23 protein-coding genes are annotated in these 25,805 nt (G+C 61.9%); 11 read left to right on the forward strand and 12 right to left on the reverse strand.

The features are described from left to right. Positions 1 to 106: 106 nt before the first annotated feature. The gene (locus J5M71_RS08120) at positions 107 to 1,069 is read left to right on the forward strand and encodes a LysR family transcriptional regulator (protein WP_272493160.1); all 963 of its coding nucleotides are present in this window, start codon (positions 107 to 109) and stop codon (positions 1,067 to 1,069) included. Here J5M71_RS08120 and J5M71_RS08125 read toward each other — a convergent pair. Then, positions 1,011 to 1,229, reverse strand: coding sequence for a hypothetical protein (locus J5M71_RS08125; RefSeq protein WP_082888281.1), 219 nt, complete (start codon positions 1,227 to 1,229; stop codon positions 1,011 to 1,013). The genes J5M71_RS08120 and J5M71_RS08125 overlap by 59 nt on opposite strands. Before the next feature lie 213 nt (positions 1,230 to 1,442). Beyond that, on the reverse strand, positions 1,443 to 2,309 hold the full coding sequence (gene hexR, locus J5M71_RS08130; RefSeq protein ID WP_011536461.1) for a transcriptional regulator HexR: 867 nt from the start codon (positions 2,307 to 2,309) through the stop codon (positions 1,443 to 1,445). A gap of 103 nt (positions 2,310 to 2,412) precedes the next feature. On the opposite strand from hexR, the gene zwf reads away from it, so the two are divergent. From zwf to J5M71_RS08155, 5 genes are all read left to right on the forward strand, one after another. Then, entirely contained in the window at positions 2,413 to 3,855 is a 1,443-nt protein-coding gene (zwf, locus tag J5M71_RS08135) for a glucose-6-phosphate dehydrogenase (protein ID WP_207831372.1), read from the forward strand. 88 nt (positions 3,856 to 3,943) lie between these two features. Continuing rightward, on the forward strand, positions 3,944 to 4,258 hold the full coding sequence (locus J5M71_RS08140; protein ID WP_063912274.1) for a hypothetical protein: 315 nt from the start codon (positions 3,944 to 3,946) through the stop codon (positions 4,256 to 4,258). Between the two features lie 130 nt (positions 4,259 to 4,388). Then, entirely contained in the window at positions 4,389 to 6,575 is a 2,187-nt protein-coding gene (gene uvrD / locus J5M71_RS08145; protein WP_207831373.1) for a DNA helicase II, read from the forward strand. 287 nt (positions 6,576 to 6,862) lie between these two features. After that, positions 6,863 to 7,717: a TIM44-like domain-containing protein gene (locus J5M71_RS08150; RefSeq protein ID WP_207831376.1), complete on the forward strand. Its 855-nt coding sequence runs from the start codon at positions 6,863 to 6,865 to the stop codon at positions 7,715 to 7,717. Between the two features lie 113 nt (positions 7,718 to 7,830). After that, the gene (locus tag J5M71_RS08155; protein ID WP_013974843.1) at positions 7,831 to 8,238 is read left to right on the forward strand and encodes an SMI1/KNR4 family protein; all 408 of its coding nucleotides are present in this window, start codon (positions 7,831 to 7,833) and stop codon (positions 8,236 to 8,238) included. Positions 8,239 to 8,487: 249 nt separating this feature from the next. Here the strand turns inward: J5M71_RS08155 and J5M71_RS08160 are convergent, their stop codons facing one another. After that, positions 8,488 to 10,248 carry a cation:proton antiporter gene (locus J5M71_RS08160; protein ID WP_063912277.1) on the reverse strand — a complete coding sequence of 587 codons (1,761 nt, stop codon included), beginning with the start codon at positions 10,246 to 10,248 and terminating at the stop codon, positions 8,488 to 8,490. Positions 10,249 to 10,592: 344 nt separating this feature from the next. On the opposite strand from J5M71_RS08160, the gene J5M71_RS08165 reads away from it, so the two are divergent. Beyond that, positions 10,593 to 11,078, forward strand: a complete 486-nt coding sequence (locus J5M71_RS08165) for an acyl-CoA thioesterase (RefSeq protein WP_009683536.1) — start codon at positions 10,593 to 10,595, stop codon at positions 11,076 to 11,078. Here the strand turns inward: J5M71_RS08165 and pdxY are convergent. Next, a complete protein-coding gene (gene pdxY, locus J5M71_RS08170) occupies positions 11,075 to 11,947 on the reverse strand; it encodes a pyridoxal kinase PdxY (protein ID WP_207831378.1) in 873 nt (290 codons plus the stop codon). The two genes, J5M71_RS08165 and pdxY, sit on opposite strands and share 4 nt — an antisense overlap. A gap of 120 nt (positions 11,948 to 12,067) precedes the next feature. On the opposite strand from pdxY, the gene J5M71_RS08175 reads away from it, so the two are divergent. Then, positions 12,068 to 12,460 carry a DUF3301 domain-containing protein gene (locus J5M71_RS08175; RefSeq protein WP_013974846.1) on the forward strand — a complete coding sequence of 131 codons (393 nt, stop codon included), beginning with the start codon at positions 12,068 to 12,070 and terminating at the stop codon, positions 12,458 to 12,460. Here the strand turns inward: J5M71_RS08175 and J5M71_RS08180 are convergent, their stop codons facing one another. From J5M71_RS08180 to zigA, 3 genes are read right to left on the reverse strand one after another with little or no spacing between them, the layout of a single operon-like run. Continuing rightward, positions 12,461 to 13,432 (reverse strand): CobW family GTP-binding protein, encoded by a 972-nt coding sequence (locus J5M71_RS08180; RefSeq protein WP_207831381.1) that lies wholly within the window; start codon positions 13,430 to 13,432, stop codon positions 12,461 to 12,463. A gap of 39 nt (positions 13,433 to 13,471) precedes the next feature. Then, positions 13,472 to 14,098, reverse strand: a complete 627-nt coding sequence (locus J5M71_RS08185) for a DUF1826 domain-containing protein (RefSeq protein ID WP_207831383.1) — start codon at positions 14,096 to 14,098, stop codon at positions 13,472 to 13,474. After that, positions 14,095 to 15,303 carry a zinc metallochaperone GTPase ZigA gene (gene zigA, locus J5M71_RS08190; RefSeq protein WP_207831385.1) on the reverse strand — a complete coding sequence of 403 codons (1,209 nt, stop codon included), beginning with the start codon at positions 15,301 to 15,303 and terminating at the stop codon, positions 14,095 to 14,097. The genes J5M71_RS08185 and zigA overlap by 4 nt, the downstream gene beginning before the upstream one ends. A 123-nt stretch (positions 15,304 to 15,426) precedes the next feature. Between zigA and folE2 the strand changes: the two genes are divergently transcribed. Continuing rightward, positions 15,427 to 16,332, forward strand: coding sequence for a GTP cyclohydrolase FolE2 (gene folE2 / locus J5M71_RS08195; RefSeq protein ID WP_207831387.1), 906 nt, complete (start codon positions 15,427 to 15,429; stop codon positions 16,330 to 16,332). Here the strand turns inward: folE2 and J5M71_RS08200 are convergent. Beyond that, the gene (locus tag J5M71_RS08200) at positions 16,316 to 16,843 is read right to left on the reverse strand and encodes a DUF3617 domain-containing protein (protein WP_015272374.1); all 528 of its coding nucleotides are present in this window, start codon (positions 16,841 to 16,843) and stop codon (positions 16,316 to 16,318) included. The genes folE2 and J5M71_RS08200 overlap by 17 nt on opposite strands. Positions 16,844 to 16,975: 132 nt before the next feature. On the opposite strand from J5M71_RS08200, the gene cls reads away from it, so the two are divergent. Continuing rightward, positions 16,976 to 18,415: a cardiolipin synthase gene (gene cls / locus J5M71_RS08205; protein WP_207831389.1), complete on the forward strand. Its 1,440-nt coding sequence runs from the start codon at positions 16,976 to 16,978 to the stop codon at positions 18,413 to 18,415. Positions 18,416 to 18,556: 141 nt separating this feature from the next. On the opposite strand, the gene cfaB is transcribed toward cls, so the two are convergent. Then, complete coding sequence (gene cfaB, locus J5M71_RS08210) at positions 18,557 to 19,741, reverse strand: C17 cyclopropane fatty acid synthase CfaB (protein ID WP_207831391.1); 1,185 nt, start codon at positions 19,739 to 19,741, stop codon at positions 18,557 to 18,559. Positions 19,742 to 19,948: 207 nt separating this feature from the next. On the opposite strand from cfaB, the gene lpdA reads away from it, so the two are divergent. Further along, complete coding sequence (gene lpdA / locus J5M71_RS08215; RefSeq protein ID WP_207831393.1) at positions 19,949 to 21,349, forward strand: dihydrolipoyl dehydrogenase; 1,401 nt, start codon at positions 19,949 to 19,951, stop codon at positions 21,347 to 21,349. A 124-nt stretch (positions 21,350 to 21,473) separates the two neighbouring features. Here lpdA and glmS read toward each other — a convergent pair whose 3' ends face one another. The 3 genes from glmS to glmU all read right to left on the reverse strand — a co-directional run bounded on the left by glmS (position 21,474) and on the right by glmU (position 25,715). Beyond that, complete coding sequence (gene glmS / locus J5M71_RS08220; RefSeq protein ID WP_207831395.1) at positions 21,474 to 23,309, reverse strand: glutamine--fructose-6-phosphate transaminase (isomerizing); 1,836 nt, start codon at positions 23,307 to 23,309, stop codon at positions 21,474 to 21,476. 3 nt (positions 23,310 to 23,312) lie between these two features. After that, positions 23,313 to 24,089 (reverse strand): DeoR family transcriptional regulator, encoded by a 777-nt coding sequence (locus J5M71_RS08225; protein WP_207831397.1) that lies wholly within the window; start codon positions 24,087 to 24,089, stop codon positions 23,313 to 23,315. A gap of 258 nt (positions 24,090 to 24,347) precedes the next feature. Next, entirely contained in the window at positions 24,348 to 25,715 is a 1,368-nt protein-coding gene (gene glmU / locus J5M71_RS08230) for a bifunctional UDP-N-acetylglucosamine diphosphorylase/glucosamine-1-phosphate N-acetyltransferase GlmU (RefSeq protein ID WP_207831400.1), read from the reverse strand. Positions 25,716 to 25,805: the final 90 nt, after the last annotated feature.

A 25,805-nucleotide genomic window follows, 5' to 3' on the forward strand; every position in this document is an offset into this window, starting at 1 on the left:
TCACCCTAGCGCTGTAGGTTGATAAACAAAAATCAATATTTGTTAGGGGCTGTATTAGCAAAAGCTTATAGTGCGGTAACAAGGTGTTGCCGAAGGGCGGATAAAAATGCGTAAGTCCTTGATGCGTATGACTTTGCGTCAATTGCAGATCTTCAACGAGGTGTGCGATTTGCGTTCGTACAGCCGTGCGGCGGAAGAGATGGCGCTGACGCAACCCGCCGTTAGTCTACAAATCCGCCAGCTCGAAGAACTGATCGGCCAGCCTCTGTTCGAGTACGTGGGCAAGAAGCTCTACCTGACCGAAGCTGCCGAGGCCCTGCAACGCGCCAGTCGCGATATCTTCGGGCGCCTGGAGAGCCTGGACATGCAGCTGTCGGACATGCAGGGTTCACTGCAGGGGCAGTTGAAACTGGCAATCGAGTCCAGTGCCAAGTACTTCGTGCCACACCTGTTCGCGGCCTTCAAGCAGCGTCACCCGGAGGTCAACCTGACCCTGACTGTGGTCAACCGGGCCCAGGCCATCCGCCGCCTGTCGGACAATCGCGACGACCTCATCATCATGTCCATGGTGCCGCAGGACATGGGGCTGGAGTTCCTGCCGTTCCTCAACAACCCGATCATCGCTGTGGCGCCGCCCGAGCACCCGCTGTGCAAGCTGGAACAGCTGCGCCTGCAGGACCTGGAGCCTCATACCCTGCTGGTCCGCGAACAAGGTTCAGGCACGCGCAAGGCTTGCGAGGAATACTTCAAGGACAAACGCGTGCACTTCACCCAGACCCTGGAAGTGGCCTCGGCCGACGCCCAGCGCGAGTGCGTGATCGCCGGCCTGGGCATTGCCCTGCTGACCCGCCATGCGGTCAACCTGGAGCTGGCCACCGGTGTGCTGAAGGAGCTGCCGGTGGAGGAACTGCCGCTGTACCGCAGCTGGTGCGTGGTGCAGTCCAAGGCCAAACGGCAGTCGCCGGTAGCCTTGGCCTTTCTGGCGTTCATCCGCAGCGAACGTGCGTTGATCAGCGCGCTGGTTGAGCGTTTTTCGGGGAAGTTGCCGCCGACACCTGCCAGACCGTGAGCTCTTGCAACTCGGGGTAGTCCACCAGGTCGCGGAGCAGTTGACGTTGGTCGCAATAGCTTTCGATCGCGCGGCGGTATTCCATGCGGCGCTGATCTTTTTCCTGCTGCTTGCGAGCCTTGGCGCTGGGTTGGTACGTACCGTCGAAGTCACGAGCCATTGCCTGTCTCCCTGATAGGATGCGGGAGTTTCAGACTGGCCTTGATGGTTTACGGTTTGGCTGTGGAATGGTGACAAAACAGTGAAATTTATAGCACCTGTGCCGGCCTCTTCGCGGGTAAACCCGCTCCCACAGGTGCTCACCAGCCTCAGGACGGTGCAGTACCTGTGGGAGCGGGTTCACCCGCGAAAGGGCCGGCACAGGCAACGACAATCAGTCGTCGGTAGCCTTGATCGACTTGGGCGACAAACGCAGGCTGCGCAAGCTGCGCTTCACGCTCTTCAGGTGGTTGACCAGGCTCGGCCCGCGCGCCATGGCCACGCCCATGGCCAGCACGTCGATCACCACCAGGTGGGCGATACGCGAGGTCAGCGGGGTATAGATTTCGGTGTCTTCATGCACGTCGATCGCCAGGTTGACCGTCGACAGCTCTGCCAGCGGTGTCTGGCTGGGGCACAGGGTAATCAGGTTGGCACCGCTCTCACGGACCAGGTTGGCGGTGATCAGCAAGTCCTTGGAACGGCCCGACTGGGAAATGCACACTGCCACATCGCCCGGCTTCAGGGTCACCGCCGACATCGCCTGCATGTGCGGGTCGGAATAGGCTGCCGCGCTGAGCAGCAGACGGAAGAACTTGTGCTGGGCATCGGCCGCCACCGCACCGGAAGCACCAAAGCCATAGAACTCCACACGCTGCGCCTGGGCCATGGCGGTCACCGCCTGCTGCAGCGCTTGCGGGTCGAGGTGCTCGCGCACTTCCATCAGGGTATGCAGCGTGGTGTCGAAGATCTTCAGGCTGTAGTCGGCGACCGAATCGTCTTCATGGATGGCGAACTGACCGAAACTGGCCCCCGCGGCCAGGCTCTGCGCCAGCTTCAGCTTCAAGTCCTGGAAGCCCGAGCAACCGATCGCGCGGCAGAAACGCACGATGGTCGGTTCGCTGATACCCACGCTGTGCGCCAGGTCGGCCATGGAACTGTGCATGACGGCAGCCGGGTCGAGTAGCACGTGGTCGGCCACTTTCAGTTCCGATTTGCGCAGCAGGTGGCGCGATTGGGCGATATGTTGCAACAGATTCACGGGCTGGACTCGGTTATGATCGGCTGGCCGGGTTGTAGCTTTCTTGTAGTTATACTACATGGACGCCAACCCGCCCAGTTAAACGAACGTGGAGAGTGGTGGTTTGACTATTCCTTGCGACATTCTGGTCTTCGGTGGCACCGGCGATCTGGCCCTGCACAAATTGCTTCCGGCGCTCTACCACCTGTTTCGCGAGGCCCGTCTTGACCCTGCCGTGCGGATCATCGCGCTGGCGCGCCGCAACCTGCCACGTAACGATTATCTCAAGCTCGCCGAGCGCCATTGCCGGGCACAGATCGCCCGCAACGATTTCGAAGAAGAGGTCTGGCAGCGGTTTTCCGCGCGGATCGACTATTTCGCCATGGATGCTTCGCAAAGCGCCGACTTCGGCCGCCTGGCACGCTACCTGGGCGAGCCCGGCGGCTTGACGCGCATCTTCTACCTGGCCACCGCCCCCAACCTGTTCGTGCCGATTGCCAAACACCTGCATAACGCCGGCCTGGCCGACGCCGAAGCGCGCATCGTGCTGGAAAAGCCGATCGGCCACTCGCTGGAATCGGCTACCGCCATCAACGAAGCGATTGGCGCAGTGCTGGAGGAAAACCAGGTATTCCGCATCGACCACTACCTGGGCAAGGAAACCGTGCAGAACCTGATGGCCCTGCGCTTTGCCAACGCGCTGCTGGAGCCGGTATGGCGCAACAACCAGGTCGACCACGTGCAGATCAGCGTTTGCGAGACCCTGGGAGTAGAGAACCGCGGCGCCTACTACGACCGCGCCGGGGCGACCCGCGACATGCTGCAGAACCACCTGCTACAGCTGCTATGCCTGGTGGCCATGGAGCCCCCCGCACAGTTCGAGGCCGAAGCGGTGCGTGACGAAAAAGTGAAGATCCTGCGGGCCCTCAAACCCATCACTGGCCAGGACGTTCAGGACAAGACCGTACGCGGCCAGTATGGCGCCGGGTACATCGGCGGCCAGGACGTGCCGGCCTATTACTTCGAAAAGGACGTCGACAACGACAGCGACACCGAAACCTTCATCGCCATCGAGGCGCACATCGACAATTGGCGCTGGGCGGGCGTGCCCTTCTACCTGCGCACCGGCAAGCGCATGGCACGGCGCTCATCGCAGATCGTCATCCAGTTCAAGCCAGTGCCCCACGAGCTGTTCAAGGGTGGCCAGGTCAACCAGTTGCTGATCCAGCTGCAACCGGACGAACGCATCAGCCTGCGCATGATGACCAAGAGCCCGGGCAAAGGCATGCGCCTGGAGCCGGTGGACCTGGACCTGAACCTGGCCCAGGTGTTCAGCCAGACCCGCCGCTGGGAAGCCTACGAGCGGCTGCTGCTGGATGTGCTGGAGGGCGACTCGACGCTGTTCATGCGCCGCGATGAAGTGGAAGCGGCCTGGGCCTGGATCGACCCGATCATCAAGGGCTGTGAAGAGCACTTCCAGGCGCCGCGACCGTACCCGGCAGGCAGCAACGGGCCGGAGCAAGCCAACAGCCTGCTCGCCAGGCATGGCAGGCACTGGCATAGCTGAAGCACTGCCCTGCTCCTGTGGCAGGTGAAAGGGCAGAAAGTAGCCCCCGCGCACTGGCGCTACTTTCAACCCGAGACAGGAGCAGACAATGGCTACTATCGCCAACCTCGTTGCAATCAATGACATCGCCAACGGCGAGCAGGTTTTCAGGGTTCACGGCACCGTTATGGTCGGCTGCCCGGCCATCGAACCGGTGCTGGTCGAACCCAAGGTGCGCCACAAGGGCGGCTGGGAGGTGCTGGAGCTTCAACTGCAGGATAGCGGCGCAATCACCCCGCAGGTGGTGACGGAAAAAACCGTGGTGTTCGAACGTGCAGGCGGCACGCCCTGGAAAACCGTGGAAATCATTCATGGCGACGGTTCGCAGCGCTGCGAAATACGCAACATAGAGACGGTCGACTGAGCCGCTGACGGCCAGGTCGCCCGAGCGGCGACCTGGCACCTGCCATCGGCTCGATGAACGGGCATGTGGCAGGTGAATATTCATACAGTAGAAGTTTGCCCCATTTCCTGCCGCGCCCTAGAATGGCCCGATGCACACAGACGACCTCTCCCTCCTGCTGAATTCCCTCAACGATGCCCAACGCCAGGCCGTAGCGGCCACGCTCGGGCGTCAACTGGTGCTTGCTGGCGCCGGTTCCGGTAAAACCCGCGTGCTGGTGCACCGCATTGCCTGGCTGATCCAGGTGGAGCAGGCATCGCCACACTCGATCCTGTCGGTGACCTTCACCAACAAGGCCGCGGCAGAAATGCGCCAGCGGATCGAGCAACTGCTGGGCATCAACCCGGCGGGCATGTGGGTCGGCACCTTCCACGGCCTGGCCCATCGCCTGCTGCGGGCCCACTGGCAGGAAGCACGGCTGGTGCAGAACTTCCAGATCCTCGACAGCGACGACCAGCAGCGCCTGATCAAGCGGGTGATGCGCGAGCTGGGCCTGGACGAGCAGAAATGGCCGGCACGCCAGGCCCAGTGGTTCATCAACGGGCAAAAGGACGAAGGCCTGCGCCCGCAGCATATCCAGGCCGGGGGCGACCTGTTCCTGTCGACCATGCGCGACGTATATACCGCGTACGAGCAGGCCTGCGAGCGCGCCGGGGTCATCGACTTCTCCGAGTTGCTGCTGCGCGGTCTGGACCTGTGGCGCGACCACCCGGGCCTGCTGGAGCACTACCAGCGGCGCTTCCGCCACGTGCTGGTGGACGAGTTCCAGGATACCAACGCCGTGCAGTACGCCTGGCTGCGCCTGCTGGCGCGCGGCGGTGACAGCCTGATGGCGGTGGGTGATGACGACCAGTCGATCTACGGCTGGCGCGGCGCCAAGATCGAGAACATCCACCAGTACACTGCCGACTTCCCCGACGCCGAAATGATCCGCCTGGAGCAGAACTACCGCTCCACCGGCGGCATCCTCAAGGCAGCCAACGCGCTGATCGCCAACAACAGCGGGCGCCTGGGCAAGGAGCTGTGGACCGACATGGGCGAAGGAGAGCCGCTGACCCTGTACGCGGCCTACAACGAGCACGACGAAGCGCGCTACGTGGTGGAAACCATCGAGAGCCTGGTCAAGCAGGGCAATGCGCGCAACGAGATCGCCATCCTGTACCGTTCCAACGCCCAGTCACGGGTGCTGGAAGAAGCCCTGCTGCGCGAGCGCATCCCCTACCGCATCTACGGTGGCCAGCGCTTCTTCGAGCGCGCCGAAATCAAGAACGCCATGGCTTACCTGCGCCTGATCGAAGGCCGTGGCAACGATGCCGCCCTGGAGCGGGTGATCAACGTACCGCCACGTGGCATTGGCGAGAAAACCGTCGAAGCCATCCGCGAGCACGCCCGCCACAGCCAGCTGTCGATGTGGGAGGCCATGTGCCAGTTGCTCGCTGCCAAGGCCCTGAAAGGCCGCGCCGCCAGTGCCCTGGGTGCGTTCATCGAGCTTATCGAGGGGTTGGCTGCCAAGGTCGTGGACATGCCACTGCATACCATGACCCAGACCACCATCGAGCAGTCCGGGCTGATCATCTATCACCAGGAAGAAAAGGGTGAAAAGGGCCAGGCACGGGTAGAAAACCTTGAGGAACTGGTCAGCGCAGCGCGCAACTTCGAGTCCACCGACGAAGACGCCGACCTCTCGCCACTCTCGGCGTTCCTCGGCCACGCCTCGCTCGAGGCAGGTGATGCCCAGGCCGACGAGCACGAAGACAGCGTCCAGCTGATGACCTTGCACAGCGCCAAGGGCCTGGAGTTCCCGTATGTGTTCCTGGTGGGCATGGAAGAAGGCCTGTTCCCGCACAAGATGAGCCTGGAAGAGCCCGGCCGCCTGGAAGAGGAACGCCGCCTGGCTTATGTGGGCATCACCCGCGCCATGCGCCAGCTGGTCATGACCTACGCCGAAACGCGTCGCCTGTATGGCAGCGAAACCTACAACAAGGTGTCACGTTTCGTACGCGAAATTCCGACGGGCCTGATTCAGGAGGTGCGTCTGTCCAACAGTGTCAGCCGCCCGTTCGGCGGGGCCAAGACGGCCACGAACAGCAACCTGTTCGCCAATGCCAGCATTCCGCAGACCGCGTTCAACCTGGGCCAGCGTGTGCAGCATGCGGTGTTCGGCGAAGGTGTGATCCTCAACTTCGAGGGCTCCGGCGCCCAGGCGCGGGTGCAGGTGAATTTTGCCGAGGGCAGCAAATGGTTGATGCTGGGGTACGCCAAGCTCGAGGCCATCTAAAAGCCTGCGCATGCCCTGGTTGAGGCTTGCCCAAAGTTTTAGAAGCCTGCGCAATACCTGTGGGAGCGGGCATGCCCGCGAAGCCGGCAACTCGGTGTATGGCACCGGCTTCGCCGGTGTTCGCGGGCATGCCCGCTCCTACAGGTATTGCGCCAGCATTCAGAGGGCCGGTCGTGGCAGGTTTGTAACATTCAGGCAAAAGCTCGAAACATTATGTCGCTGGTCATGTGCCCGGGAACCTGTGCACCATGACGCGCGTGCAATCCACAACAGGGGATATCCCACTTATGCAACGTTTTCTTAGCATCGCTCTGGCGCTCTGCGTCGGCCTGACGCTGAGCCTGGACGCCAACGCCAAGCGCTTTGGCGGCGGCAAGAGCTCGGGCTCCGCGCCTATTCACCAGACCCGCCAGGCCACGCCAACCACGCCTGCCGCCGCGCCGACCGCACCTGGCCGTGCAGCTCCGGCCGCCAGCGGTGCTTCGCGCTGGTTGGGCCCACTGGCCGGCCTCGCCGCCGGTGGCCTGCTGGCTTCCATGTTCATGGGCGACGGTTTCGAAGGCTTCCAGATCATGGACTTCCTGATCGTGGCGCTGATCGCCTTCCTGGTGTTCCGCTTCATCGCCGCGCGCCGTCGCCAGCAGCAGCCGCAAATGGCCATGCCGGGCCATGCACCAATGCACCGTGAAGCTCACGCCCAGCCTGCCCAGCCGTCGATCTTCGGTGGTTCGGCCGCACCTGCTGCCGCAGCCGCCCCGGTGATCAACGCCCCGGCCTGGTTCAACGAGCAGAACTTCCTGGCTGCCGCCCGCAACCACTTCCAGGCGCTGCAGCAGCACTGGGACGCCAACGAGATGGACAAGATCGCCGAGTTCGTCACCCCGCAGATGCTCGAGTTCCTCAAGCGCGAGCGCGCTGAACTGGGTGATGGCTTCCAGTCCACCTACATCGACAACCTCGATGTGCAGCTGGACGGTGTCGACGACCGCGCCGACCGTACCGACGCCACCCTGACCTTCCGTGGCGTGTCGAAGAACTCGCGCTTCGACCAGGGCGAAGTGTTCAGCGAAAGCTGGCACATGGTCCGCGCCCAGGGCGAAAACCAGCCTTGGCTGGTGGCCGGTATCCGTCAAAACGGCTAATCGCTGCGTGCTGCACAAAAAACCCCGGGCCTGTCCCGGGGTTTTGCTTTTGCCGGAGTGGCCTACTAGGGTATAACGCGCAGCGTTGTCATCTAGGTCAGAGGAAGCGAACCGTGGAAGAAGTGATCGAACAACTCCGTGAAGCCAACGAGCCAGTGCCGGTGCCCCTTGAGCTTCCCGACGAGGACCTGCTGGTCGAGATCGAAGAAGAGCTGTTCATCAACATTCCGTTCGTGTTCAAAGAGTTCCTGCTGACCGTCAGTGACGTGGTGTATGGCTCTCTGGAACCAGTGACAGTTACCGACCCACAGTCGCATACCTACCTGCCCGACGTCGCCGCCAATGCCTGGGATGCCGGCGTACCCCGTGACCTGATTCCGCTGTGCCAGGACGGCGACAACTACTACTGCGTCGAAGAAGACGGGACCGTGGTGCTGTGGGATGCCGAAGAGGAAATCGTCGGCGAAGACAGCTGGGAATCGGTGTGGCACTGGGCGCGGGATGTCTGGCTGGAGAGCTGATTCCAACCTCTGATTTGATGCTGACTGTGCCGGCCTCCCCGCTCCCACAGGGACTGCACAATGTTCAACACCTGTGCAGTCCCTGTGGGAGCGGGTTTACCCGCGAAGAGGCCGGCACAGGAATAGGAAAATCTATGGCCCAGTGCCATCAATGTAGTTAAAATCGCCAGGCTTTCTGCGCCTGGCGACATCGCTACCGCTCCATCCCCTCGGACGACGGTGAAATCTTGCGCAGGAAGCATGCCCCCTTCAGTGCGTATTCTCGCGGCTGTTCTCCAGCGTCTCCAGCAAGGCAATCTGCATGCGCGTATGCACGCGGATAAACCAGCGCCACAGCAAGGCCACCACCACCGCAGCCACCACGGCAATCACCAGCAGCAACTCGCTGGTCGGCAGAATGCTTGCCGACAGCGCCGACAGCAGCAGGAAAATCACCAGTAGCGACAACAGCGGGATCACCTCGGCAATCACTCGGCGCACACGCTGGGTATGCCGCCCGGCCATTTCGGGCTTGACGCCCATCTCTGCCAACAGCATCGACAGCGCCTTGAGCTTGCGATAGGCAGCAATCAGGAACGGCAGCGACAGCAACAACGCCGCCCCCCAGATCAGCGCTTTCTGCTGGCTGGCATCGCTGACCCACTCACTGAGCCAGTTGCCGATACGCCCGGCGAAGTAGCCACCACTGAAGAAGATGGCGATCACCAGCGCCAGGTTCACCCCCACCTGCAACAGGATGCGCCGGATCATCGCCGCCAGCATGGCGCTCTCGCCCTGCGGCTGGATGCTGCGCAACCATTCGCCATACAACGACAGCACCCGCGCCAGACGGCTGGGCACTACCTTGCCCAGCTTCAGCGACAGCGGGTCGGCGGCGCGGATCAGGTAGGGTGTCAGCAGCGTGGTGATTGCCGATACCGCCACAGCCACCGGGTAGAGGAAGTCGCTGGTCACCTGCAGGGTCATGCCCAGCGCGGCGATGATGAAGGAAAACTCGCCAATCTGCGAAAGCCCCATGCCCACCCGCAGCGATGTGCGCCCGTCATTGCCGGCAATGAACGCGCCCATGCCGCATGACAGCATCTTGCCCAACACCACTGCCAAGGTAATGACCACGATCGGCCAGGCGTAGTCGATCAGCACCTGGGGGTCGATCATCAGGCCGATGGCGACGAAGAAGATGGCGCTGAACAGGTCGCGTACCGGTTCGATCAGGCTCTCGATCTTCAGCAGCTGGCGCGATTCGGCCATGATCGCGCCAATCAGGAAGGCACCCAGCACCATGCTGTATTCCAGCTTCACTACCAGCAGGCAGAAGCCGAAGCACAGGCCCAGTACGGTAATCAGCAACATCTCGTTGCTTTCGAATTTGGCCACGTAGGCCAGCAGCCGCGGCACCAGCAGGATGCCGATGACCAGCGCGACGATCATGAACAGCGACAGCTTGCCAACAGTGGAGAACACCTCGCCCGAGCTGACCGTGCCACTGACGGCAATGCCCGACAGCAGAGCGATGATACCGATGCCGAGAATGTCCTCGACGATCAGCACGCCGAAGATAAGCTGGGCGAAACGCTCGTTCTTCATCTTCAGGTCGTTGAGCGCCTTGACGATGATGGTGGTCGAGGAAATTGCCAGGATGGCACCGAGGAACAGCGAATCCATGGTGTTCCAGCCGAACCAGCGGCCGATCTCGAAGCCGATCCAGATCATCAGCACGATTTCCAGGAACGCCGCGATGAACGCCGTGGCGCCTACCTTGAACAGCTTGCGCAGGCTGAACTCGAGCCCCAGGCAGAACATCAGGAAGATCACCCCCAGTTCGGCGAGGGTCTTGATGGTGTCTTCGTCGTGGATCAGGCCGAACGGTGGGGTGTGCGGGCCGATGATGAAGCCGGCGACGATGTAGCCCAGCACCACGGGTTGCTTGAGGCGGTGAAAGAGTACGGTGACCACGCCGGCAACCAGCATGATGACAGCCAGGTCCTGGATGAAGCTGATGGCATGCATGGCGTGATACTCCTTTTTCTCGTCCGTTGCTGGATGCCTGGGCAGACCGCTCCTCTGCCAAGGCAACCCTGAGCGAGCAGCAAGTACATACTGTTTTGAATGCAGGAAAGGCCCATGTTGCATGGGCGTAGTCAGGTTAACATCGCACCCCGCCGCAAAAAGGCGGTGCAATATGCAGAAACAGATCGGCTGGAAAAGCGCCGCTGATGGCATGATCGGCGTGACGATGGAGCGTCAGCCAACGTCCCGTATCAGGAAGGCAAATTCAAAAGAGGGGAACAGAAGTGTCTGCAGATAATACCCCCCATTCGCCCGATTCAGCGCAACCTCACCGTGAGCACACTATGGAACCTGGAAACGCCCAGCTGAGCATGACCGTCCTGATGACCCCGGACATGGCCAACTTTTCTGGCAACGTACATGGCGGCACCCTGCTCAAGTACCTCGACGAAGTGGCCTATGCGTGCGCCAGCCGCTATGCCGGCAGTTATGTGGTCACCTTGTCGGTCGACCAGGTGATCTTCCGCGAGCCGGTGCACGTGGGCGAACTGGTGACCTTCCTGGCGTCGGTCAACTACACCGGCAACACCTCGATGGAGGTAGGCATCAAGGTGGTGACCGAGAACATCCGCGAGCGCTCGGTACGCCATTCCAACAGCTGCTTCTTCACCATGGTCGCGGTCGACGACAACCGTCGCCCGGTGCCGGTGCCGCCACGCCAGCCGCAAAGCAGCGAAGAAAAGCGCCGCTTCCTGCAGGGCCAGCAGCGCCGGCAGATCCGCCAGGAACTGGAAAAGCGCTACCAGGACCTGAAAACCGACGCCATTTAAAGCGCCAGCAGCTGTGCCTCGAAGCGCACCCGTGGGTGCGCGATGCGGTCCTGGGCCCGCACCAGTTGCAGCTCGTAGCTGGCGCAGGCCTGGGTTTCCAGCAGCACTTCGTGCACGGCTGCAGCGGTGAACTCGAACGCCTGCACCCAGCTGTCGCCGAGCAGCACGCGGGCCAGGAACAGGCCTGAGGTCAGGTCACCCACCCCCACCGGCTGCCGTGGGAACGCCAGCAGCGGGCGACGCAGGTGCCAGCTGTGCTCGGCAGTCACCAGCAGCATCTCGAACTGGTCCTCGGCACGCCCGGGGTAAGCCAGGTGCTTGACCAGCACCACCTGCGGCCCGCGCTGCAGCAGGCTACGGGCCATGTTCACACAGTCCTCCAGCGACTGCGCCCGGCGCCCACAGAAGCTGTCCAGCTCCAGCTGGTTGGGGCACAGGATGTCAGCCGTGGCGGCCGCCTCGTCGAGCAGGAACTCGCTGACTTCCGCTGGCACGATACAGCCCTTCTCCGGGTGCCCCATGACCGGGTCGCACAGGTACAAGGCCTTTGGGTTTACTGCCTTGATCCGCTCGACGCCGGCCAGAATCGCCCGCCCTTGTTCGGCACTGCCCAGGTAGCCGGACAGCACCGCGTCGCAGTGGCCCAGCTCGCCGATGTTGGAAATGCCTTCCACCAACGCAGGAATTTGCGCCGGGGCAAGCACTTCACCCGCCCACTGGCCATACTGTGTGTGATTGGAGAACTGCACGGTATTGAGCGGCCACACATTGACCCCGATACGCTGCATGGGAAACACCGCGGCGCTGTTGCCGGCGTGGCCGAACACCACATGGGACTGGATGGCGAGCAGGTGCGGGGTACGTTTCATGCGGGAGGTTTCCAAAGCTGTTTCAGGGATTGTGCGCAGCGCAGTATGAACTCGATTGCCACCTGTACGACAGGCCAGGGACGCAGTTAAGCTGGATCGACCTGTTTGGAGCATATGCAAATGTTGACCCTGGAAAACCTCTTCGTCCTGATGCTGGTCGCCACGGCAGGCGCCTGGTTGTGGCACAACCACGGGTTGCGCGAAAAAGCCCTGGAGCGGGTCAAACAGCATTGCGCCAAACTCGACCTCGAACTGCTCGACGATGCGGTCGCACTCAAGCGTATCGCCTTTGTCCGTGACGCCAACGGCCGCAAGCGCCTGGCGCGCGTCTACGCCTTCGAATTCACCGTCACCGGCGAGCAGCGCCACCCCGGTACCGTGACCCAGTTCGGCGCCCACAGCGTGCAGATCGAACTGGCGCCCTACCCGTTCGAGATCAAGACCCCGCCCCGCGCCGACAATGTCATCGAGATGCAGCAGTGGCGCCAGGAGCACAACCGCTGGCGCAACTGATCAGCTGACGCGGCATTCGCTCAACCCGGCTTGCAACGCGGGTTGCGATTGCGGCTGATCGAAAATCAGCTCGATGCGAGTATCCCTGCGCCAGTCGCTGGGCTGCCAGGTGGGCATGTCTCCATTCAGGCCATTGAATGATTGCCAACCCTCCACACTGTGGATAACCCCTTTGGCGCGTCGCCACGGCCAGGCACGCAGGAACGCCTGCAGCCGCTGTGGATAAAACTGCTGCCCGGGGTGCCAGCGCCAGCCGATGCTCCAACCCCCCTCTCCCTGCTGGGCAAGACAGATCGGCTGGCCGGGGTCCGCCCATAGCGCTGCCGGTGGATCTACAGGATTGTCGACAATCCTGTTATCCACAAACGAGCTGTCGACAATGCCCTTGGGTATAGTTGGAAGGTCCGAAAAGGGCAGCTTCCCTTGGACGGTCCAGAATATTTTCTTTCCATATAATCTGTTATTTATCAACAACTTATAATCTTCATTCACAGCCTCTGATTTGTTGAAAACAATGCTTTCAGAAGCATCGAACGCCTGCTGTTGAGCCTCCGGAAGCTGCTCGTTGCGGACCATCGACTGCGCATCCACGACCATCAGCAATGGCTGTATTGTCAGCACTCCAGCCCAAGGAGCCTGTTGTAACTGGGCAAGTAACTGCAAGGGATGACCCAGCCCGGACGGCTCGATAAACAACCGGTCAGGCCGGGATTTGCGCAGCAGCCGGCCCAGGCCCACCTGGAACGGCATGCCATTGACGCAGCACAGGCAGCCACCTGCGACCTCGCCGATGGCGATGCCGTCTTCGTCACGGCTGAGCAAGGCGGCATCCAGGCCTACCAGGCCGAATTCGTTGATCAATACAGCCCAGCGCTCATTGGCCGGGCGCTGGGCCAGCAGATGACGGATCAGGGTGGTCTTGCCGGCCCCCAACGGGCCGGCAATCACGTGGGTGGGAATGTTCTGCAGCATGGGTGGCTTCGGGCAATAGTGATGCCTCACTATGCGCCGTCATGCCAGCCAGTCAAGGCTGAGCAACAGGCGCCCCTGCTGGCCCGAGGGCGAACGGTGCACCAGGCCCGCACCTTCGTTGCCCTGCCACTTCTCACCTTTGAGCACCGCCACATCACCAGCTTGCAGGTGCTGGATGTTATCCACAGAAGGTAGGGCTGCGTGTAACTCACCGCGTTGACTCCTGTGCTCTTGCAACCACTCGCTGCCCGGACCGGTATAGGTGGTGAGCAGACGCAGCGGCACGTTATCCACATGAAAGCGCGGGCACATGGGGCCAGCCAGTACCCGCAGGCGCAAACCGACCCGCCGCGCACCCACCAGGCAGGTATAAGCTGCCACCAGCCAGGTCACATCGGCCACGAATGCCTCGTAGCCGTGCAAGTCCGCCGCTTCGCGCAACAACTCGGTCAGTACCGGCATGTGCTGCTCGTCCACATCGATGACGCGCTGGTCTGCCAAGGGCTGGCCAAGGCCGACTACCAGCGTGGCAAAGTCCTCCAGCTGCGGCGGCAAACGCCGGCGCCATACCGCCAGGTTCACGCCGTCCTGCAGCACTTCGGTCAGCACCTGCGGTGTCTCGCCGAACATCTGGAAGATATCCACAGGCTTGCGTGCGGGGTTCATGCTGCCGCCTCCTCATGCCATGGGCCGAACGGATCGGGCAGACGCAACCAGCCCATGTGCCCCAAGTCCATTTCCTGATCGGTCAACAGGCATGCATCAAGTGCTGTGGATAATTTTACGAAGTCGATGTTCTGCCCGATGAACACCAGTTCCTGGCGGCAGTCACCACTCTCGGCAGCCCAGTTTTTCATGATCGCCGCAGTGTTATCCACATCCTGTGGCCACTGCTCGCGCGGCACAAAACGCCACCAGCGGCCCGCCAGGCCATGGCGCATCATGCCGCCCGCCTGCGACCAGCTTCCGGCCTCCTGGTACTTGCTGGCCAACCAGAAAAAACCTTTCGAACGCAGCAGTCGGCCATTGCTCCAGGGCGTGTGGATAAAATCGAAGAAGCGCTGTGGATGAAGCGGACGCCGGGCCTGCCAGGTGGTGGCGGCAATGCCGTACTCTTCGGTCTCCGGCACATGCTCGCCACGTAGCTCCTGCAGCCAGCCCGGTGCCTGGGCAGCCTGGTCGAAGTCGAACAGGCCGGTATCGAGAATGCGCGCCAGCGGCACCTGGCCCATGACCATGGGCACGATCTGCGCCCGGGCATTGAGGCTGCGCAGAATGGCCATGAGCTCTTCGCGCTCGTGCTGGCTGATCAGGTCGATCTTGCTCAGCAACAGCACATCGGCGAACTCGACCTGCTCGATCAACAAGTCACTGATCGAGCGCTCGTCCTCCTCACCCAGGGTTTCGCCACGGCTGGCCAGACTGTCTGCTGCCTGGTAATCACGCAGGAAGTTCAGGCCATCGACCACGGTGACCATGGTGTCCAGCCGCGCCATGTCGGACAGGCTGCGGCCCTGTTCGTCACGAAAGGTGAAGGTCTCGGCCACCGGCAGCGGCTCCGAGATCCCGGTGGACTCGATCAGCAAATAATCGAAACGCCCTTCTTCGGCCAACCGTGCCACTTCCTCGAGCAGGTCTTCTCGCAGCGTGCAGCAGATGCAGCCATTGCTCATCTCCACCAGCTTTTCCTCGGCACGGTTGAGGCTGACGTTGCGCTGCACCTCGCTGGCGTCGATGTTGATTTCGCTCATGTCGTTGACGATGACCGCGACCCGCAGGTTGTCGCGGTTACGCAGCACATGGTTGAGCAAAGTGCTCTTGCCGGCACCAAGGAAGCCGGACAGCACGGTGACAGGGAGACGGTTGGACATGGCGAAACCTCTTCAGGCGAGCGCATTCGAAACGATGCATTGCACAATGTTATAAAGTAACAATACAATTTCGCCAAGCCCGTTCTCGACGGACGCGTGCTCCCCTTCTGTTTGGAATGCCAAATGAACCAGCTCAAGCTCCCCGACATTGCCGCCCAATCCCAGGAATATGCCTTGCCGTTGAACTGGGTGGGTATGTGCGGGATCGCCCTGCCTGTGCAGTTCGAAGGGCGCACGGCGGCTGCAACCATCGATGCCGGTGTAAGCCTGGTAGACGGCAGCTCACGGGGTATCCATATGTCTCGGCTTTACCTTGCCCTGGCTTCCCTGGAGCATCAGCCCCTGACGCCGCTCGCCATGCACCAACTGCTGGCTCACTTTCTGAGCAGCCACGAAGGCCTTTCTTCTGCGGCTTATCTGCGCCTGCACTTCGACCATCTGCTGAAAAGGCCAGCCCTGGTCAGCCCATTGGATGGTTGGAAAAGCTATGCGGTAACAGTCGACGCAAGGATGGAAAACGAAATGTTCCACGTGGAACTATCCGTTTCCGTGCCTTACTCGTCGACCTGCCCATGCTCGGCTGCACTTGCACGGCAGCTGATTCAGCAGCAGTTCCAGGCGCATTTCGGCGCTGAGCAGGTCGAAAAATCTGCAGTGCTGCAGTGGCTTGGCAGCGCCGAAGGCATCGTAGCGACGCCCCATAGCCAACGCAGTAGCGCACAAATCCGGGTAAGGCTGCGCAGCAATCAGCAGGTACTGCCAATTACCGAGCTGATCGACCGCATAGAAGCCAGCCTGGGGACAGCGGTACAGACCGCGGTAAAGCGCGCAGACGAGCAAGCCTTTGCCTTGGCCAACGGCCAGAACCTGATGTTCTGCGAAGACGCCGCACGACGCCTGCACAAGGCGCTACGGCAAATAGAGTGGAGCACGGCCTTCAAGCTGCGCGTGGAACATGCAGAAAGCCTGCATGCCCACGACGCTGTCGCGACCAGCCAGTGGCAATGGGATGTCAGCTGCGCGGCTTGACCGAACCGCAATCATTACCCAGCCACACGGCACGGGTGTTCATGCTGCCTTGCTGCTGAACACCCGAGGCGTTGAAGGTGCCATTGACCTGTGTGGTGAACTCCCGGTCACTGAGGAAAGTCGCCTGGCCACTGCCCTGTGCCTTGGGGCAACTGAACTGGAATTTCCACACATTGCCGGTGCGGTCGGTGATCTTCTGGGTACAACCTGACTTCGGGTCCTGCAGCGGGATATCGTTGGTTGCCACCTGTTCTGGCGTCAGGCACGAGCGCACCCCCTTGCCCCCAACAGTCACCCCCTGTTTGGCCAGCACCCCTTCCATCATCGCACGCTGCTCCGGCGGCAGGTTCTTCAACTGGCCGAGCATGAACTCCATGTCGGGTAACGGCTTGCCATCGACCTGCATGTTGCTGGTGGTCAGCTCCCACAAACCTGGCTGCAGCATCTGGGCATGCACCAGCGGGCTGCTCACACCTAGGGCCAACGCCAACAGTGGCAGACGAATCTTCATGGACGAACGCTCCTGGAAAAAAGCCGGCCAAGCGGGCCGGGCTGAGCCTTAGACGCCAAATCCACCCGCAGGTTGCAAGACGGACCGGGAACGTGTTCTGTTACTCAAGTGTACTCGGCCAGCAGGATGCATATGGACTACCACAGCCCCTACTTCTTCGGTTATCTACTCGGCCTGGTTCATCTGCTGGGTATCGTCGCCGCACTGCACGCACTGTTCACCGTGCGCACTGCCCAGGGCGCAATCGCCTGGGCGATGCCGTTGTTCTTCATCCCCTACCTCACCCTGATCCCTTACCTGATCTTCGGTGCCCGCTCGTTCTACGCCTATATCAAGGCCCGGCGACAGGCCAACCAGGAAATGCACGTGGCCATGGCCAACCTCAACTGGCGGCCTTGGGTAGAAGAAGCCCTCACCGCCCGCGAGTCGGAAAGCTATGCGGCCCTGCGCGCCATGCCCAAGCTCGGGCGCATGCCCTGCCTGGCCAGCAACCAGGTGAAGCTGCTGATCGATGGCAAGGCGACATTCGATGCCATCTTCGCCGCCATCGAAAAAGCCCGCGCCGTGGTGCTGGTGCAGTTCTTCATCATCCATGACGACAGCCTGGGCAAGGCGTTGCAGCAACTGCTGCTGCGCAAAGCCGCCGAGGGGGTGCAGGTGTTCGTGCTGTACGACCGCGTCGGCAGCCATGCCTTGCCGGCCAGCTACAGCCAGCTACTGCGCGACGGTGGTGTACAGATCCATGCCTTCGCTACCCGTCGTGGCTGGTTCAACCGCTTCCAGGTGAACTTCCGCAACCACCGCAAGATCGTGGTGGTGGATGGCCTGCTCGGTTTCATCGGCGGGCATAACGTGGGCGATGAGTACCTTGGTGGCGACCCGCAGCTCTCACCCTGGCGCGACACCCATGTGCAGATCAGCGGGCCGGTGCTGGCCTGCCTGCAGGAGTCGTTCGCCGAGGACTGGTATTGGGCCGCGCGCCAGCTACCGCCGCTGATCCTGCCGGACGCCTACCCGGACAACGGCGTGCTGTGCCAAGCCTTGGCCAGCGGCCCGGCCGACCCACAGGAAACCTGCTCGCTGTTCTTTCTTGAGGCTATTCATTCAGCCACCCGGCGCGTGTGGATCACCAGCCCGTACTTCATCCCCGACGAGGCGGTGTTTGCCGCCCTGCGCCTGGCGGTACTGCGTGGGGTCGATGTGCGCGTGCTGATCCCGTCACGTCCAGACCATCGCATCGTCTATGCCGCCTCCAGTCTGTTCGCCTTCGAAGCAGTACGTGCGGGTGTACGCATGTTCCGCTATCAACCGGGCTTCCTGCACCAGAAGGTGGTGCTGGTGGATGACGATGTCAGTGCGATCGGCAGTGCCAACCTGGACAACCGCTCGTTCCGCCTGAACTTCGAGATCACCCTGCTGACGGTCGACCGCGGCTTCGCCGACCAGGTCGAGAACATGCTGATCAATGACTTTGAACAGGCACGGGAAATTACTGCAGAGGACAGCCGCGATACCCATCGGCTGCAGCAACTGGGGATGCGGATTGCGCGGCTGATTTCGCCGATTCTGTGATGCGTCTGCGCACCTCGCAAGGTATCGCGGCCCTTGTGGGAGCGGGTTTACCCGCGAAGACGTCAGTGGCTGTACCGACGCATTCGCGGGTAAACCCGCTCCCACAGGGTATGGTGTCGCGCTTGCGTGCTTGGTTGCAATTCAGCGATACAAGTCTTCACGCGTCCAGGGTAGATCATGGTGCCCATCGGCGTAGGGCTTCACGGCCAGTATCTGGTGCAGGTTGATCCAGCCCTTCTGGAAGGCATAGGCACACCCGGCCAGGTACAGGCGCCAGATGCGCAAGGTCTTCTCGGGCACCAGCGCCGCTGCCTTGTGCAACTGGTTCTCCAGGTTCTCGCTCCAGTGGTGCAAAGTCTTGGCGTAGTGCAAACGCAGGCTTTCCACGTCCACCACCTCCAGCCCCGCTTCACAGATGCTGGCGCTGATCATTGACAGGTGCGGCAGCTCGCCATGGGGGAACACGTAGCGGTCGATGAACTCGCCAGCGCCACGCCCGACCGGGCGGCCATCCACATGCTTGGCGGTGATACCGTGGTTCATCACCAGGCCCCCTTCCCTCACGGCTCCGAACAGTTTCTGGCTATACAGCGCCAGGTTGGCATGCCCGACATGCTCGAACATGCCAACGCTGACAACCTTGTCGAAGCGGCCATCCTGAGGCAGATCGCGGTAGTCGAGAATCTGCAGGTCGACCCTGTCGGCCAGCCCCTCGGCCTTGACCCGCTCGCGGCCGAGCTTGAGCTGCTCCTTGCTCAAGGTGATACCAAACACCTTGGCGCCATATTCGCGAGCAGCGAAACGCGCCAGCCCACCCCAGCCACAACCAACGTCGAGCAGGTAGTCACCGGCGTCCAGCCGCAGCTTGCGGCACAGGTGATCGAATTTGTCCTGCTGTGCCTGATCCAGCGTGTTGTCCGGCTCGCGGAAGTAGGCGCAGGAGTAGGCCATGTCCTGATCCAGCCAGAGCTGGTAGAACGCGTTGGAAACATCGTAATGGTAGGAAATGGCTTCAGCGTCGGTGCTCTTGTCATGGGCCCGCCGTTGCGGTGGGACGTTGTCCTCGTCGGTCAGTAGCGCTTCGCTCAGCTCATCACATACGCGGATGGCTTCACCAATGTCGCCTTCCAGCTCCAGCTTGCCTTCGACAAATGCCGTGCCCAGCTGGTCCATGCTCGGGTGGCTCAACTGGCTGATCAGCTGCGGCTCCTTGACCAGGATGGTGACCTGCGGGCTAGGCCCCAGATCGAACTGGTTACCGTCCCACAGTTTCAGCCGCAGCGGCAGATGCAGGCTCTGCAGTGCCGGTGGAAGTTGCGCAAGCATGAACGACCCTCCTGTCCGTATTTGGCCACGACGCCTTATATTTCGAACGTCGCCGGATCAGAGTAGTTCATTCGTGGGATGTTTCCTCTAAACCAGACCATGGTCTAGAACCGACTGATCTTATCCACACAGCAGATTGTATACAATTTTTGCATCTCAGCTTAACCTTGTGCCCCTCTTGCGCTTCTTCATCCTGGAGTTGAACCCATGAAATCCTATGACGTGGTGATCATCGGCGGTGGCCCTGGCGGCTACAACGCAGCCATCCGTGCCGGCCAGCTGGGCCTGAGCGTAGCCTGCGTGGAGGGCCGCTCGACCTTGGGTGGCACCTGCCTGAACGTGGGCTGCATGCCCTCCAAGGCGTTGCTGCATGCTTCCGAGCTGTACGAAGCCGCCAGCGGTGACGAGTTCGCCCACCTCGGTATCGAAGTCAAACCTACCCTAAACCTCGCCCAGATGATGAAACAGAAGGACGAGAGCGTGACCGGCCTGACCAAGGGCATCGAGTACCTGTTCCGCAAGAACAAGGTCGACTGGATCAAGGGCTGGGGCCGCCTGGATGGTGTCGGCAAGGTCGTGGTCAAGGCTGAGGACGGCAGCGAAACCGCATTGCAGGCCAAGGACATCGTCATTGCCACCGGCTCCGAGCCTACCCCGCTGCCGGGCGTGACCATCGACAACCAGCGCATCATCGACTCGACCGGCGCGCTGTCGCTGCCACAGGTGCCCAAGCACCTGGTCGTCATCGGCGCCGGCGTGATCGGCCTCGAGCTGGGTTCGGTATGGCGTCGCCTGGGCAGCCAGGTCACGGTCATCGAATACCTCGACCGCATCTGCCCAGGCACCGATGAAGAAACCGCCAGGACCTTGCAGAAGGCCTTGGCCAAGCAAGGCATGGTATTCAAGCTGGGCAGCAAGGTGACCCAGGCCAACGCCAGCGCCGATGGCGTGAGCCTGACCCTGGAGCCAGCCGCTGGCGGTACCGCAGAAACGCTGCAGGCTGACTACGTACTGGTCGCCATCGGTCGCCGCCCCTATACCAAAGGGCTGAACCTGGAAAGCGTGGGCCTGGAGACCGACAAGCGCGGCATGCTCGGCAACGACCACCACCGCACTGCCGTGCCGGGTATCTGGGTGATTGGCGACGTCACCTCCGGCCCGATGCTGGCGCACAAAGCCGAAGACGAAGCGGTGGCCTGCATCGAACGCATCGCCGGCAAGCCCCATGAGGTCAACTACAACCTTATCCCTGGTGTGATCTACACCCGCCCGGAGCTGGCCACCGTGGGCAAGACCGAAGAGCAGCTCAAGGCCGAAGGGCGTGCCTATAAAGTCGGCAAGTTCCCGTTCACGGCCAACAGCCGCGCCAAGATCAACCACGAGACCGAAGGCTTCGCCAAGGTCATCGCCGATGCCGAGACCGATGAAGTGCTGGGTGTGCACCTGGTGGGCCCAAGTGTCAGCGAGATGATTGGTGAGTTCTGCGTGGCCATGGAGTTCTCGGCCTCGGCGGAAGACATCGCCCTCACCTGCCACCCCCACCCCACCCGCTCCGAGGCCTTGCGCCAGGCAGCGATGAATGTGGACGGGATGGCGATGCAGATCTGATGCGAGATAGCCGTGGGCTGCTTTGCAGCCCATCGCGACACAAGGCCGCTCCTACAGGAGAACGCGATTTCCTGTAGGAGCGGCCTTGTATCGCGATGGGACGCGAAGGGCCCCGGCTTCTGGCTTACTCGACCGTAACCGACTTGGCCAGGTTACGCGGCTGGTCCACGTCGGTGCCCTTGAGCACGGCCACGTAGTACGACAGCAACTGCAGCGGGATGGTGTACAGGATCGGCGCCAGGGCGTCGGCAATGTGTGGCACCTTGATCACATGGGTACCTTCGCCATTGGTCATTCCGGCCTGCTCGTCGGCGAACACCACCAGCTCGCCACCACGGGCACGCACTTCCTGCAGGTTGGACTTCAGCTTCTCCAGCAGCTCGTTGTTCGGCGCAACGGTAACCACCGGCATGTCGTTGTCCACCAGCGCCAGCGGGCCGTGCTTCAGCTCGCCTGCCGGGTAGGCTTCGGCGTGGATGTAGGAGATTTCCTTGAGCTTGAGTGCACCTTCCATCGCCACCGGGTACTGCGCACCACGGCCGAGGAACAGGGTGTGGTGCTTGTCGGCGAACAGCTCGGCGATTTTCTCGACGGTGGCGTCCATGGCCAGGGCTTCGCCCAGGCGGGCCGGCAGGCGGCGCAGTTCTTCAACCAGCTCGGCTTCGACGCCGGCTTCCAGGGTACCGCGCACCTGGCCCAGGGCCAGGGTCAGCAGCATCAGCGATACCAGCTGGGTGGTGAAGGCCTTGGTCGAGGCCACACCGATTTCCGGGCCGGCCAGGGTCAGCAGGGTCAGGTCCGACTCACGTACCAGCGAGCTGATACCGACGTTGCAAATCGCCAGGCTGCCGAGGAAGCCCAGTTCCTTGGCGTTGCGCAGCGCGGCCAGGGTATCGGCAGTTTCGCCAGACTGCGAGATGGAGACGAACAGGGTGTCCGACTGCACCACTACTTTGCGGTAACGGAACTCACTGGCCACTTCCACCTGGCACGGGATGCCGGCCAGGCTTTCCAGCCAGTAACGGGCGACCATGCCGGCGTGGTAGCTGGTGCCGCAGGCAACGATCTGCACGTTGCGCACCTTGGCGAACAGTTCGGCAGCCTTCGGGCCGAAAGCCTGGACCATCACGTTGTCCTTGCCCAGACGGCCTTCCAGGGTGCGCTGCACCACGCTTGGCTGCTCGTGGATTTCCTTGAGCATGAAGTGGCGGTAGGCGCCCTTGTCGGCGGCTTCAGCACCTTCGTGGTACTGCACGGTTTCACGCTGGACCTTGTGCCCGTCCTGATCCCAGATGGAGACCTGGTCGCGGCGGATCTCGGCGATGTCGCCTTCTTCCAGGTACATGAAGCGGTCGGTGACCTGACGCAGGGCCAGCTGGTCGGAAGCCAGGAAGTTCTCGCCCAGACCCAGGCCGATGACCAGCGGGCTGCCGCTGCGTGCGGCTACCAGGCGGTCGGGCTGCTTGGCGCTGATCAGCGCCAGGCCATAAGCGCCATGCAGGCGCTTCACCGCAGCCTTCAGGGCATCGGTCAGGTCCGGGATGCTCTTCAGGGTGTGGTGGATCAGGTGGACGATGACTTCGGTATCGGTCTGCGAAGTGAAGACATAGCCAAGGTCTTTCAGCTCTTCGCGCAGTTCTTCGTGGTTCTCGATGATGCCGTTGTGCACCACGGCCACTTCACTGCCCGAGAAGTGCGGGTGGGCGTTACCTTCGGTCGGCGCACCGTGGGTGGCCCAGCGGGTGTGGGCGATGCCCAGCTGGCCGGCCAGTGGCTCGGCGGCAACAGCGGCTTGCAGCTCGCTGACCTTGCCGATACGACGGCGGCGTTGCAGTTCACCGTTCTGGGTGAGGACGGCCAGGCCAGCGCTGTCGTACCCACGGTACTCAAGACGCTTGAGGCCTTCGATCAAGATGGCTGTGATGTTGCGCTCGGCGACGGCACCAACGATTCCACACATGGTTTATTGCTCCTGGCTGATCGCGGCGCAGATCAGGTTGATGCCGCGGGCTTGAATTTGTTCGCGTGCCGCTGCGGGCAGGCGTTCGTCAGTAATAAGGGTGTGCACGCTGCCCCAGGGCAGCTCGAGGTTGGGGATCTTGCGCCCGACCTTGTCCGATTCGACCATCACGATCACTTCACGGGCGACTTCGGCCATGACCCGGCTCAGCCCGAGAAGTTCGTTGAAGGTGGTGGTGCCGCGGCCGAGGTCGATACCGTCAGCGCCGATGAACAGCTGGTCGAAATCGTAGGAGCGCAACACCTGCTCGGCCACCTGGCCCTGGAACGACTCGGAATGCGGGTCCCAGGTGCCACCAGTCATCAGCAGCACCGGCTCGTGTTCGAGCTCGCAGATGGCGCGGGCCACGTTCATCGAATTGGTCATTACCACCAGGCCAGGCTGGCGCCCCAGCTCGGGGATCATGGCTGCCGTGGTGCTGCCGCTGTCGATGATGATGCGCGCATGCTCGCGGATACGCGCGACGGCGGCGCGGGCGATGGCCTTTTTATAGGAAGACACGGGCTGGGCGGGCTCACCCAGCAGCTCTTGCGGCACCGGGACCGCGCCACCGTAGCGCCGTAGCAACAGGCCATTGGTTTCGAGGGCAGCAAGGTCCTTGCGGATGGTGACTTCCGAGGTTGCGAAACGCTTGGCCAAAGCGTCCACACTCACCTCGCCCTGCTCGCTGAGCAAAGCCAGGATGTTGTGCCGCCGCTGCGGGGTGTTTCGTTTCGACATGAGCGCTTAAGTTTCGTTTCGAAAGATAATGGTGGCAATCAAAACCTAAGATGAACGATTCGTCAAGCTGTGGATAAATCGTCACGGCAAATTGGCGCCCTGTGGGAGCGGGTTTACCCGCGAAGAAAGAGACACGGTGTTCGCGGGTGAACCCGCTCCCACAGGGATTGCGCCGGACTGCAATTGAGTGCGACCTGCCAATAAAAAAGCCGACTTATTCACATAAGTCGGCTTTCGATCGAAACAGCTGTGTATAACTCAGCTCTTCTTGATCTTTTCCGGCCGCTTCCAACCCGAGATGTTGCGTTGACGCGCACGAGCCACCGCCAGGTCGCCTGCCTCCACGCTCTGGGTGATGGTCGAGCCGGCAGCAGTGGTCGCACCAGCCTTGATTTCCACAGGCGCTACCAACGAGTTGTTGGAGCCGATGAACACGTCCTCGCCCATCACGGTCTTGAACTTGTTGGCGCCATCGTAGTTGCAGGTGATGGTGCCGGCGCCGATGTTGGTGCGCGCACCGATTTCGGCATCGCCCAGGTAAGTCAGGTGACCGGCCTTGGCGCCCTCACCCAGGTGGGCGTTTTTCAGTTCGACGAAGTTACCCACATGGGCCTTGGCGTCCAGCACGCTGCCCGGGCGCAGGCGGGCGAACGGGCCGGCATCGCTGCCCTCGCCCATCACGGCGCCTTCGAGGTGGCTGTTGGCCTTGACCACTGCGCCTTTGCGCAGGGTGGTATTCTTGATCACGCAGTTAGGGCCGATCTGCACATCGTCCTCGATGACCACCTTGCCTTCGAGAATCACGTTGATGTCGATCAGCACGTCACGGCCAACGGTCACTTCACCGCGCACATCGAAGCGCGCCGGGTCGCGCAGGGTCACGCCCTGGGCCATCAGGCGACGGCCTTCGCGCAACTGGTAGTGGCGCTCCAGCTCGGACAGCTGGCGACGGTCGTTGGCGCCTTGCACTTCCATCGGGTCGTGGGGCTGTTCGGTAGCCACCACCAGGCCATCGGCCACAGCCATGGCGATGACGTCGGTCAGGTAATACTCGCCCTGGGCGTTGTTATTCGACAGGCGGCCCATCCAGTCGGCCAGGCGCGCGGCTGGCAGGGCCAGAATACCGGTGTTGCCTTCCTTGATCGCTTTCTGCGCATCGTTGGCGTCCTTGTGCTCAACGATGGCAGTCACCTTGCCCTGCTCGTCGCGCACGATGCGGCCATAGCCGGTCGGGTCGTCGAGGGTCACCGTGAGCAGGCCCAGCTGCTGCTCGTTGGCCTTGGCCAGCAGACGCTGCAGGGTCTCTACTTCGATCAACGGCACGTCACCGTACAGCACCAGCACGGTGTCGGCGGTCAGCGCCGGCAATGCCTGGGCAACCGCATGGCCGGTACCCAGCTGCTTGTCCTGCATGACGAAGTTCAAGTCGTCAGCGGCAAGGCGCTCGCGAACCAGCTCGGCACCATGGCCAATGACCACGTGAATACCTTGCGGCTGCAACTGGCGCGCGCTGTGGATAACATGGCCGAGCATGGAATTGCCGGCTACCGGATGCAGCACCTTGGGCAGCGCCGAGCGCATGCGGGTGCCTTGGCCGGCGGCGAGAATAACGATATCGAGTGACATTACTGGCTACCAATCCTGGGCGGTCAGTGAAATGACCGGTTTCATAGGTTACAAAAAAAGAAAAAGGGTAGCCGATGGCTACCCTTGTTC

This window comes from Pseudomonas sp. 43(2021) (assembly GCF_017490805.1).
GTDB lineage: Bacteria > Pseudomonadota > Gammaproteobacteria > Pseudomonadales > Pseudomonadaceae > Aquipseudomonas.

What these genes read in the sequence shown, in the direction of transcription:
- J5M71_RS08225 (WP_207831397.1), bottom strand. Translation starts at nt 24,089, where the DNA reads ATGTCGAAACGAAACACCCCGCAGCGGCGGCACAACATCCTGGCTTTG.
- J5M71_RS08180 (WP_207831381.1), bottom strand. Translation starts at nt 13,432, where the DNA reads ATGCTGCAGAACATTCCCACCCACGTGATTGCCGGCCCGTTGGGGGCC.
- pdxY (WP_207831378.1), bottom strand. Translation starts at nt 11,947, where the DNA reads ATGAAACGTACCCCGCACCTGCTCGCCATCCAGTCCCATGTGGTGTTC.
- J5M71_RS08125 (WP_082888281.1), bottom strand. Translation starts at nt 1,229, where the DNA reads ATGGCTCGTGACTTCGACGGTACGTACCAACCCAGCGCCAAGGCTCGC.
- J5M71_RS08175 (WP_013974846.1), top strand. Translation starts at nt 12,068, where the DNA reads ATGTTGACCCTGGAAAACCTCTTCGTCCTGATGCTGGTCGCCACGGCA.
- lpdA (WP_207831393.1), top strand. Translation starts at nt 19,949, where the DNA reads ATGAAATCCTATGACGTGGTGATCATCGGCGGTGGCCCTGGCGGCTAC.
- J5M71_RS08140 (WP_063912274.1), top strand. Translation starts at nt 3,944, where the DNA reads ATGGCTACTATCGCCAACCTCGTTGCAATCAATGACATCGCCAACGGC.
- uvrD (WP_207831373.1), top strand. Translation starts at nt 4,389, where the DNA reads ATGCACACAGACGACCTCTCCCTCCTGCTGAATTCCCTCAACGATGCC.
- J5M71_RS08185 (WP_207831383.1), bottom strand. Translation starts at nt 14,098, where the DNA reads ATGAACCCCGCACGCAAGCCTGTGGATATCTTCCAGATGTTCGGCGAG.
- cls (WP_207831389.1), top strand. Translation starts at nt 16,976, where the DNA reads ATGGACTACCACAGCCCCTACTTCTTCGGTTATCTACTCGGCCTGGTT.
- glmU (WP_207831400.1), bottom strand. Translation starts at nt 25,715, where the DNA reads ATGTCACTCGATATCGTTATTCTCGCCGCCGGCCAAGGCACCCGCATG.
- J5M71_RS08120 (WP_272493160.1), top strand. Translation starts at nt 107, where the DNA reads ATGCGTAAGTCCTTGATGCGTATGACTTTGCGTCAATTGCAGATCTTC.
- cfaB (WP_207831391.1), bottom strand. Translation starts at nt 19,741, where the DNA reads ATGCTTGCGCAACTTCCACCGGCACTGCAGAGCCTGCATCTGCCGCTG.
- J5M71_RS08160 (WP_063912277.1), bottom strand. Translation starts at nt 10,248, where the DNA reads ATGCATGCCATCAGCTTCATCCAGGACCTGGCTGTCATCATGCTGGTT.
- J5M71_RS08165 (WP_009683536.1), top strand. Translation starts at nt 10,593, where the DNA reads ATGGAACCTGGAAACGCCCAGCTGAGCATGACCGTCCTGATGACCCCG.
- folE2 (WP_207831387.1), top strand. Translation starts at nt 15,427, where the DNA reads ATGAACCAGCTCAAGCTCCCCGACATTGCCGCCCAATCCCAGGAATAT.
- J5M71_RS08200 (WP_015272374.1), bottom strand. Translation starts at nt 16,843, where the DNA reads ATGAAGATTCGTCTGCCACTGTTGGCGTTGGCCCTAGGTGTGAGCAGC.
- J5M71_RS08150 (WP_207831376.1), top strand. Translation starts at nt 6,863, where the DNA reads ATGCAACGTTTTCTTAGCATCGCTCTGGCGCTCTGCGTCGGCCTGACG.
- zigA (WP_207831385.1), bottom strand. Translation starts at nt 15,303, where the DNA reads ATGTCCAACCGTCTCCCTGTCACCGTGCTGTCCGGCTTCCTTGGTGCC.
- glmS (WP_207831395.1), bottom strand. Translation starts at nt 23,309, where the DNA reads ATGTGTGGAATCGTTGGTGCCGTCGCCGAGCGCAACATCACAGCCATC.